We start from the raw sequence: 12997 nt of genomic DNA on the forward strand, positions 1-12997 counted from the left end.
ATCTAGCTTATAAAATAAGGAAATACAGTGCGAGTTCCCATTTTTACAAAATTATTTATTTCCTTGTTTATGACCAGTATTTTGCTGGTTATTGGTATGACTTTTTTTGTTAGTTACAGCTTTAAATCAGGCTTTCAAGAGTACTTAAATCAGCAAGAAAAAAAGGAAGTAGGGCGGCTCGCAAATCTATTGTCTGGGTATTATTCTGCAGATGATGGCTGGCAAACGCTAAGAATGCAGCCTGAAATATGGGCAGAGATGTTTGTTAAAATAGGCATGCCTTTTCCCGGTGAGCACTCTGCTCCTGAGCGTCATCCGAGCCCTAATATTGAACTTGGCCCAGGGCCCGACAGAGGCCCTGAACATGGCCGCGAACGCCATGAATTCCCACCGAGGAATGCGGCTGTTGCTGAAGAATTTGGTCCGATTAGTCATCGTCTTTTTCTTGAAAACAAAGACCATCAATGGGTCGCTGGGGTGTATTTTCCAGATCAAGAAGAGACCAGTGTCGAGTGGTTTAGAGAGCCCATTAAGCAATCTGGAAAGGTAGTTGGTTGGATCGTTTTGAAGCAAAAAGATCAACTATCAGGGCCTTTGGTGGGGCAGTTTTATGCACAACAACAAAGCAATTTGATCTGGATAATAGGCCTAGCTGGATTAGCTTCGTTAATCGTTGCATTAGGCTTGGTTCGGCATTTTTTATTACCACTAAAACGCTTACAAAAAGGCGCAAATGCTCTCTCTGAGGGGGATTATAGCTTCACTTTCGAAGGTGGTAGTAATGATGAATTTGGCGAGTTAGCTAACCGGTTTCAGTATCTAGCGGGCAGTTTGAAGCGTCAAAAGGAAAGCCGTGAGCAATGGCTTGTCGATATATCTCATGAATTACGCACCCCCATCGCGGTGTTGCGTAGTGAATTAGAAGCGATCCAAGATGGAATCCGCAAGCCGGAGATGAAGCGCATGGATTCTATGCATCATCAGGTGATGGGGTTGCGTCGTTTGGTCGACGACCTTTACCTGTTATCAAAAACCGATGCAGGGGGATACCAGTTAGATGTTCGGCGGCTCGATATTATTGCTCTCGTGCAAAGTGTTGCGAATCGCTTTGAGCATAGAATAGAGCAAAAAGGTCTCGTCTTAACAAGAGCACTGAGCGCGCCTGTATTTATCATGGGTGATGAGAAGACACTTGAACAGTTGTGTGTGAACTTGTTTGAAAACAGTCTGCGCTATACGGATGCCCCGGGCACCATCAAGTTAGCCGCACAAGCTGACAAGGATGATGTGGTTTTGTTGTTTGAAGACTCCTCGCCCGGGGTAGAAGAGGTTCACTTAGACAAGTTATTTGCACGTCTATATCGAGTAGATCAATCTCGCAGCCGTTCTCACGGTGGCTCAGGGTTAGGTCTATCTATTTGCCAAAACATCGTCATGATGCATGGTGGAAGCATTGTCGCTAAGCGCTCCGAGTTGGGTGGTTTAGTTATTGAAGTCAGATTGAAAAGAGAAATTAACAATGGATGAGAAAAAGAAAAGTATTTTAGTGGTTGAAGATGAGCCAACATTAGCGGCTATCCTCTGTGAGTATTTAGAGCATGCTGGCTATCAAGCATATCAGCTCGATGATGGCGCACTTGTCGTTGATTTTGTTAAGGAAAATAACCCAAATTTGATTATTTTGGATCTAATGCTTCCAAATAAAAATGGGTTAGATATTTTCCGTGATATACGTTCGTTTAGCGAAGTTCCTGTCATCATGGCAACGGCTAAAGTAGAAGAAATTGACCGATTGTTGGGCTTGGAACTTGGAGCGGACGATTATATTTGTAAGCCATTTAGCACCAGAGAAGTGGTGGTGAGGGTGAAAAACATTTTGCGCCGCAGTGAAGCACCAGCGCTAAAAACGCAGGCTCGTTTGCAAGTAGACGAGCCTTCTATGACCGTCCGTTATCATCAACAAAAGGTGACTTTAACCCCCGCCGAATTTAAAATTCTAGCGCTGTTATTTAAAAACTCAGGCCGAATATATAGTCGTGATCAGCTGATGGATCATATTTATTCGGATCATCGTGTGGTTGCAGACAGAACCATAGACAGCCATATCAAAAACCTAAGACGTAAATTAGAAGACATAGATCCAGAGTTAGATTGCATTAAATCCGTTTACGGTGTCGGTTATAAATTTGACGACCAGTAGACTTTTTCTCCATATTGGATACTAACTTCGTACCTACACTTCCTTTACTAAATAAACTGATTCCAGTTTTATGATTAAGTAAGGGAAGTAAACTATGAAGAAGCTCTCCACGGCAGTGTTACTGCCTGTTATCACAGCCAGTGTGCTTACGCTATTTTCTGTCAACAGCCTAGCGGCGGGCGGACAGCCACCACAAGCTCCACCTTCTTTTTCTCAAATGGACACCAATGGTGATGGTGTCTTAACTAAAGACGAAGTAAAAGGCCCCCTAGCGGATGACTTTGACCGTTTTGATGCCGATCACAGCGGTAGCCTTACGGAAGAAGAATTACCAGCGCCACCTAGCCATTAATTAAGCGACCGATCGCTAATAAGATCAATGCATGAGCGCGTCTAATACCGTGTGTTTGGCTAGCAATTGGATCAGGTTGCAGGTAGATCGAACTTCTTCTGCACAGCGCCGATGTTGAATGCACCTTTCGAGGTAGAGATAAACGCTCATCATAAATGACAAGGAGATCACTATGGGATTTCGTTCTGTTTTCGTGTTGAGTTGTTGTTTAACTTTGTCTGGATGTGCCATGGGGCCGCGCGGTGGTGGCGGTGCGCCATTGGGATTATTTGCATTTGGCGCTGGCGTGGCGATAGGCTCAGTATTGACCACATTGCCGCCACGACATGTGGTGGTTAGAAACGATATTTATTATTCCGATGGCGTATTTTATCGGGATGGACCACATGGTTATGTGGTCATTGCGCCGTCACCTGGTGTGTGGGTAGATGATATTCCCGCAGACCATAAAGTGGTGCATTATCAAGACCATGATTACTTTAAATGCAAAGGTGTTTGGTATCGTTTTGACCCGCAGCGTAAGCAATATCGAGTAGTGAAAGACCCTTTTTAGGAGGATGTTGCGATACCCTGCCAGCATTAAAAAGGCCCCAAGTAAGTTAGATTGCATGGGGCCTTTTTGCGTCTAATGAGCCGCTTTAACGCTGTTTACTTTCAAATTCAGGGTGAATCCAAACAGGGGCTTCTAAACGAGGCAAGGCTTGTTTTCCAAGAATCATATCAGCGGCTTTTTCCGCCACCATGATAGTCGGAGCATTTAAATTGCCGTTAGTAATGGTTGGAAAGACTGAAGAGTCGACCACTCGTAGATTTTGCAAACCACGAACTTGGCAGTGCTCATTCAAGACGGCCATTGGGTCACTATCGTCGCCCATCTTACAAGTACAAGACGGATGATAAGCGCTCTCTACGTTTTCTTTTACCCAGCGGTCGATATCTTCGTCGCTTTGAATGTCCATACCAGGTTGAATCTCGTCACCACGGAAATCGTCTAGAGCAGGTTGCTGTAATATTTCACGGGTGAGACGGATGGTATCGCGCCAATCTTGTTTATCTTGCTCGGTAGAAATGTAATTAAACAAGATACGAGGCTTGGCAGTAGGGTCTGCTGATTCGATCCATAGCTTACCGCGACTTTCTGGCTTATTTGGTCCTACATGGACTTGGAAACCATGGCCTTCTACCGCGGCCTGGCCATCGTAGCGCATAGCGGCTGGCAGGAAGTGGTATTGGATATTAGGCCATTTCAACCCTGCTCGTGAGCGGATAAAGCCACAAGATTCAAAGTGATTGGTAGCACCTAAGCCGGTTTTAAACAGCATCCAACGAGTACCGATTAGCCCCTTGCTAATCAGTCCCAATTTGCTGTTTAGAGTGACAGGCTTTTTACAGAAATACTGGAAGTAGACTTCTAGGTGATCCTGTAAGTTTTCACCCACACCAGGCAGTTCGTGCAAGACTGGTACACCGGCTTTTTCAAGTACCTCTTTTGGACCCACTCCGGACAATTGCAACAATTGTGGTGAGCCAACGGAGCCTGCTGACAGGATGACTTCTTTACGAGCGTTGACCTGTTGTGTGTGTCCGCTATTGCTGAATTCTATGCCGACGGCTTTTTTACCTTCAAACACGATTTTATGGCTCAGAACCCCTGTTTTTACTGTCAGGTTAGGGCGTTGCATTGCACGGCGCAGGTAGGCATTAGAGGTCGATGCTCGTACGCCATTTTTGACCGTCATGTGCATAGCACCGAAACCTTCTTGGCGGTAGCCATTGTAGTCATCGGTTTTACCGTAGCCTGCCTGATCACCTGCATTAATGAAGGCTTCATAAAGAGGATTGTAGGTCATGTCATTGCCGTTGTTGGTCGACAATGGGCCTTGTCCGCCACGATAGGTGTCCGCGCCGTTCTTCCAGGTTTCGGCTTTTTTGAAATAGGGTAGACAGGTTTGATAATTCCAACCTTTAGCACCGTTTTCTTCCCACTGATCAAAGTCACAAGCGTGACCGCGAACGTAAACCATGCCATTAATGGAAGAGGAACCACCTAACACCTTGCCACGAGGGCAATGCATTTCTCGATTGTCTAAGCCCGGCTCTTTTTCAGTATGAAATTGCCAAGCGTACTTTTCCGTATTCATCGGGTATGACAAAGCGGTTGGCATCTGAATGAACAGGCTCTTATCTGAGCCGCCCATTTCTAAAAGTAATACTCTGTTATCACCGTTTTCTGTCAGCCTGTCTGCTAGCACACACCCTGCGGAACCGGCGCCGACAATGATGTAATCGTATAATTCGCTACTCATTTGTTGTGCTCGCTTAATAAGGGTTTTGAACGTCGTTTAGGTCAACAAACACGCTCTTATTTTGTGTGTAGTGATACAAGGTCTCGATGCCGTTTTCACGACCCACACCAGATTCTTTATAACCACCTACCGGCATTTCAGCAGGAGAAGATCCCCAGGCATTGATCCAGCAGATACCGGCTTGCATTTGATTGATGACACGGTGTGCACGGGCAAAGTCTTTGGTGAAAACACCGGCAGCTAGACCATATTTTGTGTCATTTGCTCGGGCAATTACTTCATCTTCATTGCTAAAGCTTAGTACCGACATAACAGGGCCGAAGATCTCATCGCGTACTTGAGGCATGTCGTCGGTGCAGTCAGTAAACACAGTAGGGGCAACGAAAGCGCCATTTTCTAGACCATTTTCAGTAACTTGGTATCCTCCGCACAATAGGGTTGCGCCAGAAGCTTTTGCGGCATCGATAAAGCCCAGTACCTTTTGCATATGATCTTTAGAAATAAGTGCGCCGACTTGAGTATCCATATCCATTGGATCACCAATAATCATGGCTTCGGTGCGTGTTTTTAACTCTGTAGTGAAAGCATCCATAATGTCAGCATGGACAAAAACGCGAGTACCGTTGGTGCAAACTTCCCCTTGAGTATAGAAGTTAGCGAGCATTGCCGCTGACACCGCTTGATCAACAGGCATATCAGGGAAAATAATCATTGGGGATTTGCCCCCTAATTCCATGGTTACTTGTTTCAGGGACTGCGCGGAAGCGGCCATGACTTTTTTGCCCGTACCCACTTCACCAGTGAAGGACACCTTGTCGATACCTGGGTGTGCGGTAATCATTTGGCCAGTGCGAGCATCGCCTTGAACCACATTGAATACGCCATCAGGCAAACCTGCTTGAGTGTAAATCTCTGCTAATTTTAGGGCCGTTAACGGTGTTTCTTCAGATGGTTTGAAAATCATCGCATTGCCGGCAGCCAGAGCAGGCCCCGACTTCCAGCAAGCGATTTGAATAGGGTAGTTCCAGGCACCAATACCGGCGCATACACCGAGTGGCTCTTTTCGAGTATAGAAAAAGTTGCCGTTGCCAAGGTCTTGGTATTCCCCTTGAATTTTATCGGCTAGACCCGCGTAGTATTCGATAACGTCGGCGCCAGTTTCAATGTCGACACAAATGGCTTCTTGTAGTGGTTTGCCGGTATCTAGCACTTCTAGACGGGCCAGCTCTTCGTTGTTTTCACGCAACAATTCTGCGGCTCTTTTAAGGATGCGCCCACGCTCTACTGCACTCATCGCTGCCCACACTTGCTGGCCTTTCTTAGCAGACTCTACAGCAGCATCTAATTCAGCTTGTCCGGCGTGCTCTATAGTGGCAATGACTTCACCTGTAGCTGGGTTTAATGTGTCAAAGTGCTCTTGGCTGGTGGATGCATGGTAGCGACCGTGAATATATTGCTGCTGATGTGCCATGATAAACCTCTTTAAGAATTTGGTTTCTTGACGATAAATTCGCATGAATAATCGATATTTTAACTATCGCGTTTTTATTAAACGCTCGTTTAATAAAAACAATTGTACATTTTTTGACTATAAAAAGCAGCCGTAATGCAATAATTAGTGGTCTAAGGATAGTTGGAAACGTTAGGGAAAAGAAAGAGGTTGTGCTAACTAGGTAAGAATTATCACGTGAGAATAATGACCTATGTAAAGTTAAGCCCCTTACTTTAAAGGGCTAAAGTAAGGGGCTTAGAAAAAGTCGGTGCGGCTTCTTAAAGGCTAATTACGCTATTGCTATCGTAGCTTACTGGGCTGGGCACATAGTCGTCAGCCATGTCATCATTTAGCCATTGAGTGCCATCTAAAACATAGCGAAATTGGTAAGCTGTGTTTACTTCTAAGCTTAGGGTTGAGGCAAACACTCCTGATTTTTGCTTTCTCATTGGGTTGGCGGTGCAATCCCAATTATTAAAGTCGCCAACGACAGCAACATTTTTGGCAGTACCTACCTTATCGGCAGGAAGGGCAAATTTTACTTTGCATTCAGGTTTGGTTTTTAAATATTTTTTCTCAATCATTTCCAACTCCATTGTCCAGTCTGAGAGGCAATTAATGTCTAGGGTGAAAGTAAGGACACCTATTCTAAGCAAGTCCTGCGCCATGAATCGTAACTTATTAATACGATTAAAAATTACAACAAATGAGCGGTTTTTCTACGAACACCCTCTGACATCATAATAAAAATAGCCCTTAAACGCTGCTACTGTTTGGTGCTACTGATCAAAAAGTGCACATTTATTTTGCTTCTATGAACTATAATTAGAAGGTGACATAACGCACCCACTCTAAAAAAGAGGTGATAACATGGACCTTCAAATGACAGTGTTAGTTGTGTTAATTGCAATATTGGTCATTAAGATCATATATCTTGTTGTTTTTAAACGACCACACGATAAGCATCGCCATAAGTTACATCATCACTCTAATCGCCATCATCATTGGCCTAGGTAGCGTTTTCGCTTCGCTTCTTTGACTGTATTTAGGTCTACTAAGACTAAACCGTCTATACAGTAGCCAAAGTCAGCATCGACACCAAAGTCTAAGAAGCGAACTCCTCCTTCTTCGCAAATCTCACTGTATTGCTTAAATAAAGTAGGGACGCTCGCCCCAAAGTGACCAAGTTGTTCTTTAAGGACTTTAAAGTCTTCTTCATAACTGGTGCCTGAAAACAGTCCCGAGATAATGTCGGCGTGTTCTTGGGTCACTTGGTAGGGGGTGAATGAGCGCGCTAAGTGTTCTTTGTCTGAGAAATACAAAGAGTAAAAAGACACGATAAAATCTTTGGCAATTTGAGGGTAGCTATTGCTGAGGCTTACAGGGCCAAACATATAGCGAATATTTGGGTGCCGATTTAGGTAAGCACCAATGCCGTACCACAAATAGTCTAGGCTGCGTTTGCCCCAGTATTTCGGCTGGATAAAGCTGCGCCCCAGTTCAATACCTTGTTCAAAATAGGGTTCCATATCACAGGAATAGCAGAACAATTCAGCGCTATAAATACGGTTTGGGCTCTCTTCTTTCATATAGCGCGCCACTTCACCGATACGGTAAGCACCGACAATTTCGAGCTCTTCTTCATCCCACAGAATTAAGTGGCGATAATATTGATCATATTTATCTAGGTCGGAGCGTTCTCCAGTGCCTTCGCCTACTTTACGAAAGGCAATTTCACGTAAACGACCAATTTCTTTCATGGTGATGGAGGCTGGGTCGTAGTCAAATAAATAGATTTGTTTATTGTCTTTGGTACTGCCTAAGTGCTCAGATTGCTTTAATTCATTACGAATCAGTTGTCGGTTTTGTGGGTGCTCAACCGTTTTTTCGGTTTTTAATAAGGGTTTTTTTCCCTTGGCGATACGGTAAAGGTGACGTTTCACCAGCTTACTTTTTTCTTTGTCGCTTAAAGGTAGCTTTGCGAGCTCCTGAATGGGGATAGCTTGCCCTACTTGCATCGGGATTTTTCGGTTTCTCTGACGAAACATTTCGTTTGCTAGCTGGATGGTGGAAAGAGGGCGATAGACAAGAGAGCTAGTGTAAAACAGCATAGAGTTGCGTCCACCAATATGGACGGGTAATAAAGGGCTGTTGGTCTTCTGCGCCAGCTTTAAATAGTTATGATTCCAGCCTTGGTCTTTTACCCCGCTTGGTGATAAACGCGACACTTCTCCAGCAGGAAATATAATGACAGCTTCTTCATTATGAAGACAATTCATTATCGCTTTCAGTTGTTGTCGCCCGGTTTTACCGCCCATGTTATCTACTGGTAAAACAAGGTTTTTTAAACCGTCAAAACCCATTAAAAGGTCGTTCCCGACTATCTTAACGTCAGGACGGATCTCGCCGATTAAACGCAGTAGAGCTAAGCCATCTAATGCACCAAGAGGGTGATTAGCAATGATCATAACGCGCCCGCTAGCGGGTATGTTGCGGCGATCTATTTGGCCAACTTGGTAGGTGAAATTGAAATGTTCTAGAACACGATCAATAAATTCGAAGCCGATGCAGTCGCCATTATTTTCTAGGAAGTCGTTTACTTCATTTTCATGGAATAGGCGTTTTAATACACTCAGTGTTGGGCGAGTAATTAAAGGGCTCTTGTCGAAGAACTGAGGTGATTTATTGGCAATCAATTGTTCTACTTGTATCACAGCGAAGCTCCGCTAAGGGGAAAGAGTTCTTTATTGGTTACTTCGAGATTAGAGTGACTATATGACAAGCTGGTGACGCTAAGGTGTCGGAAATATGACCATTGAATAAATGTATGAAACGGCGCCTTTTGTTAAGGCAAAAAAAAGCCCACCGAAGTGGGCCAAGAATCGCTAACTGCAGGGCAGTAGCGACGGAGTCATCTGGGAAACTTTCTTTTTCAGATAAGGCAGAAGCCCATCTAGCAAGAAAAAGAAAATAGATACTCAACACGAAGTATTATAACAAAAGGAGCGTCTCAGTATGGTATGAAATGCGCTTTTAGTAAGGAGCTTAGCGTGTATTTTCTTGACGATTTTTCTGTTGGAGCCTAGACCAGAATGGCATCAGGAGGGTAAGCGAGTCTATTTTTTAGACGGTTTTCTATTGTTTGCTTTCGGCTTTCTTGCAAGCTTCTATTTTTCGGCTGAATCGTTAAAACGGTAGAAAAAATGCCAGACGCAATAGCAGGTAATCCCAACTGCAACCAGGGCCCAAAACTCTTCTCCAGATACCCACTCGAGTACAGCCCAAGCGGCACAAAAAACGGTAGCAGCGATGCGGCGCCATTTGGGACGAAAAAAAGCTCGATCTGAATCAGTAAGCATAATGAGTGGAGATTCCTTAGTCTTCTGGTACAGCTAAACGTTACCAAGTTTGTAGGGGGCGACAATGATAACCACGGCTAATCCTCAACAGTCAGGAAGAAGAGAGCCAAGTCTTGTCTAGTATATCAATTTGAGTGTGAAGCTTAGAGTATCACTTACAATAGGGTGTAAGAGCTTTGTATTGCTAGGAAAGAAATATTTGATCGCTATCCTTGCAATACAAATTGGCTCTACTAAACAATAAAACGAAAAGCTATTGGCTTTTTGCTTTGTTGTTACCAAGGGAAATATGACGAGATCCCGTTAGCTGTGATTGGCCACTCACACCTGAGTTGATTTGGTCAATTTGACCACCGCGAGCAAGAAATTCTTGCATTTGCTTTTCAATGGATTCCGAGGTTTCCGATGCGGCAGGTTGTTTCTTCTTAGTAGCCATAATGTGAGTCCTTATTGTTAGTTGAACAAAGACTGTACCATATTTTCATAATTATTTCTTGTTGTAGCCTATCTTCGTAAAACTCGCAGCTATCGTTCGACTTATTTAGCACGCCGCGACTTTACTCTTACTGCGTGCTTGGGTGATGGCGGCGCATAATAGGGTTAAGAAAACGGGTCAGCCAACCGGTGAATTCGATCGGTGCATCCAGTACCGTTAAACAAATACATTCAGCGTCTTTCGTTACTCTAGGTTTGTGTTTGTGCTTGGCATTACGGGTGACAAAATCGCCACGACAGTAAACCCCTTTTTCATCGGAAAATACGCCTTCTAGCACCAAGGTGATTTCTTCACCCGCATGTGTGTGGGTGGGAATATGTGCCCCTGCTTTTATGCGAGTCAATGCCACTTGAACGCCATTTTCTTCGCATAAAGTGGCAATTTTGACAGCTGGAGACAGACGAACCCAATCAAGTTCATCGTAATTTCGTTTAATAAACTGGCCTAGGCTGCTGGGAACCTGATATTCATCAAGTAGCGCCTCAGGTGGGTTGTTCGAGTGCTGCGTTAGCGTTTCTCTTGCTAGCAGGTTGTCAGCTTGTGGTCGCTGGCTATCGATGGCGTTGAGTTTATCGAAAAAAGTTTGTTTTAAGGACTCAGTAGATTGCTTGTTGAGCGCCATGTTAGTGAATATGTGCGCGCCTAATAGCTCAAGTTTTCGTACTTGTTGCTGGCACTCTGGGCATTGCTCTAAATGTGTCGAAACGGCCAGAGAAAAAGTAAGTGGCAGTGAGCCAGCAGCATAATCGGTGAGCATTTCTATCGTTGGGTGGTAGTTAAGCATCATGACTACCTCTTAATGTGAATGGTCAGTTTATGTAGCGCTAAGCGCACTCGAGATTTTATCGTTCCAAGCGGTAACGATAATTCTAATGCGGCTTCTTTATGTGTTTTCCCTTCTAAATACACCTTATGTAACACCTGTTTTTGGTCTTCCGGAAGTTTACTCATGCCATGTTTTATCTGTTCTTGATCGCGCTTGGTCTGCGCTCTTTGAAAGGGATCAGCGCTTTCGTCTACTATTTCTTGAAAGACATAGTCAGAGTCAATATTGGTCTGATGGCGTCCATTTTTACGAAAGTAGTCGATTCTGACGTTCCTAACTAAGGTAAATACCCAAGTATTAAGCGCTGCCAATTCAGGGTTGTAGCAGTGCGCTTTGCGCCAAATTCGAATCATTACCTCTTGCGCTATGTCATCCGCCATTAAATTCGCCCCTGGCTGGGCAGCCAAGCAAAATGCACGGATCTTTGGTACGTAGTGATCAAACAGACGAGTCAAGGCAGCCTGATCTCGATGTTCGGCGACCGCTTGCATATCTTGCACTAGCTGGCCTTCAGCTTGTGTCTGTTTGGCACGCTCCATATATGACTCCATAAAAGGCTAAAAAGGCAACGCTGTGAGCTGTGTTGGGCTGCATGTTTATTGTTATACGTTTCATCAAGCATAGTGGATCACATTGTAGTGTATGAAACTGAATAAATAATTTTATCGACATTAGGGAAATTAAGTGGTCCAACTGGGCAGTACGTGCGTTTAACGTTTTATGGCGTGATGGCAAACCATCGCAAAGATAATTCGCTGAGTGACGGTGGCACTAAATGGAAGCTAAAGACAAATTAATAGAGCGCTTTAAGCACTTCTACAAGGACCTAAAGCACATTCCTCTGCCTCATATTGGTGACATATATGATGACAATGTGATTTTCAAAGACCCAGTACAAGAGGTACGAAGTGTTGAACAGTTGCATGCTTACTTATCCGACTCGTGCATGGATGTGCACAGTGGCTGCTTTGAATACCTAGATCAATTAGTGACAGAAAACAGCGCTTACATTAAATGGAATATGCATTTTAAACATCCTAAATTAGGCAATAAAACGCTGACGGTTCGAGGTATTAGCCAAATCCAGTTTAATGAGCGGATTTACTACCATGAAGATGTGTATGACCTAGGGCAGATGCTTTATGAGCACGTACCTTTATTAGGGTGTGTCGTGAAAGGTTTAAAAACACGTTTGACGGTGAAGTAGGAGAAAGTCATGGACGAAACGAAGCAACAGCCTACTGTTTGGATTACTGGCGCCAGTTCTGGAATCGGTTTTGCTTTGGTCGAGCGATATCTATCGCGTGGTTACCATGTGCTTGCCAGTGCCAGAAGCGAAGGCAAATTAACCACCTTATCAGCGCATCCCTCGTTACGCTTTATTCCTTATGATGTCACGGATGAGTCTCAAACAGACGGCGTTCGAGGCCAAATAGAGCAACATACAAAGCACCTAGATTGTGTGATTCTCAATGCAGGGAATTGCGAGTATTTGGATCTCCAGAATCCGGATTGGACCATGATGGCACGCATCATGGCAGTGAATTATTTAGGTCTAGTCAATAGTGTGGCGGTAAGTTTGCCATTATTGAAACAAGCTCAGTCGCCACATTTAGTGGGAGTAAGCTCTCAGGCTGTACAGGCGGCCTTTCCTCAAGCCGAAGCTTATGGCTCAAGTAAAGCGGCGGTGCGCTATTTTCTCGCTTCTCTAAGGGTTGACCTACGACCTTCTAATATCGATGTGACCTGTGTTTTGCCTGGCTTCGTTGATACCCCATTGACACAAAAAAACACTTTTTCTATGCCGTTTCTAATGTCATCAGAAGAAGCCGCGTTACGCATCGAGACCGCACTAGTAAAGCGTCCCTACGAGTATGCATTTCCTAGACGACTCAGTGTCATGCTTTGGTTCGCAAGGCGTTTTGCAAAGCGCTGGACTGTAATGATGAGTCCTAAACAATAGAAC

General features: G+C 44.4%; 13 protein-coding genes. 6 read left to right on the forward strand and 7 right to left on the reverse strand.

Features of this window, described 5'->3' with window-relative positions:
• The first annotated feature begins 27 nt into the window (after nt 1-27).
• The 4 genes from DFP81_RS12940 to DFP81_RS12955 all read left to right on the forward strand — a co-directional run bounded on the left by DFP81_RS12940 (nt 28) and on the right by DFP81_RS12955 (nt 3105).
• Entirely contained in the window at nt 28-1527 is a 1500-nt protein-coding gene (locus DFP81_RS12940; RefSeq protein ID WP_115898319.1) for an ATP-binding protein, read from the forward strand.
• The gene (locus DFP81_RS12945) at nt 1520-2200 is read left to right on the forward strand and encodes a response regulator (RefSeq protein WP_115898320.1); all 681 of its coding nucleotides are present in this window, start codon (nt 1520-1522) and stop codon (nt 2198-2200) included. The genes DFP81_RS12940 and DFP81_RS12945 overlap by 8 nt, the downstream gene beginning before the upstream one ends.
• A 94-nt stretch (nt 2201-2294) precedes the next feature.
• On the forward strand, nt 2295-2552 hold the full coding sequence (locus DFP81_RS12950; RefSeq protein ID WP_115898321.1) for an EF-hand domain-containing protein: 258 nt from the start codon (nt 2295-2297) through the stop codon (nt 2550-2552).
• Between the two features lie 172 nt (nt 2553-2724).
• Nucleotides 2725-3105, forward strand: a complete 381-nt coding sequence (locus tag DFP81_RS12955) for a DUF6515 family protein (protein WP_115898322.1) — start codon at nt 2725-2727, stop codon at nt 3103-3105.
• 85 nt (nt 3106-3190) lie between these two features.
• Here DFP81_RS12955 and betA read toward each other — a convergent pair whose 3' ends face one another.
• The 7 genes from betA to DFP81_RS12995 form a co-directional block, all read right to left on the reverse strand.
• Nucleotides 3191-4858: a choline dehydrogenase gene (gene betA, locus DFP81_RS12960; protein ID WP_115898323.1), complete on the reverse strand. Its 1668-nt coding sequence runs from the start codon at nt 4856-4858 to the stop codon at nt 3191-3193.
• A 13-nt stretch (nt 4859-4871) separates the two neighbouring features.
• Nucleotides 4872-6329, reverse strand: coding sequence for a betaine-aldehyde dehydrogenase (gene betB / locus DFP81_RS12965; protein WP_115898324.1), 1458 nt, complete (start codon nt 6327-6329; stop codon nt 4872-4874).
• Between the two features lie 299 nt (nt 6330-6628).
• Complete coding sequence (locus tag DFP81_RS12970; protein ID WP_115898325.1) at nt 6629-6934, reverse strand: isoamylase early set domain-containing protein; 306 nt, start codon at nt 6932-6934, stop codon at nt 6629-6631.
• 417 nt (nt 6935-7351) lie between these two features.
• Entirely contained in the window at nt 7352-9064 is a 1713-nt protein-coding gene (gene olsF, locus DFP81_RS12975) for a bifunctional ornithine lipid synthase OlsF (protein WP_115898326.1), read from the reverse strand.
• Between the two features lie 898 nt (nt 9065-9962).
• Nucleotides 9963-10145 (reverse strand): hypothetical protein, encoded by a 183-nt coding sequence (locus DFP81_RS12985; RefSeq protein WP_115898328.1) that lies wholly within the window; start codon nt 10143-10145, stop codon nt 9963-9965.
• 127 nt (nt 10146-10272) lie between these two features.
• Nucleotides 10273-10992 (reverse strand): ChrR family anti-sigma-E factor, encoded by a 720-nt coding sequence (locus tag DFP81_RS12990; protein WP_245959160.1) that lies wholly within the window; start codon nt 10990-10992, stop codon nt 10273-10275.
• 2 nt (nt 10993-10994) lie between these two features.
• A complete protein-coding gene (locus DFP81_RS12995; protein ID WP_115898329.1) occupies nt 10995-11570 on the reverse strand; it encodes a sigma-70 family RNA polymerase sigma factor in 576 nt (191 codons plus the stop codon).
• A gap of 236 nt (nt 11571-11806) precedes the next feature.
• Between DFP81_RS12995 and DFP81_RS13000 the strand changes: the two genes are divergently transcribed.
• The gene (locus DFP81_RS13000) at nt 11807-12238 is read left to right on the forward strand and encodes a nuclear transport factor 2 family protein (protein ID WP_115898330.1); all 432 of its coding nucleotides are present in this window, start codon (nt 11807-11809) and stop codon (nt 12236-12238) included.
• Between the two features lie 9 nt (nt 12239-12247).
• Complete coding sequence (locus tag DFP81_RS13005) at nt 12248-12994, forward strand: SDR family NAD(P)-dependent oxidoreductase (protein WP_115898331.1); 747 nt, start codon at nt 12248-12250, stop codon at nt 12992-12994.
• Nucleotides 12995-12997: the final 3 nt, after the last annotated feature.

Origin of the sequence: Marinomonas pollencensis, from assembly GCF_003387375.1 — a bacterium.
GTDB classification, from domain to species: domain Bacteria; phylum Pseudomonadota; class Gammaproteobacteria; order Pseudomonadales; family Marinomonadaceae; genus Marinomonas; species Marinomonas pollencensis.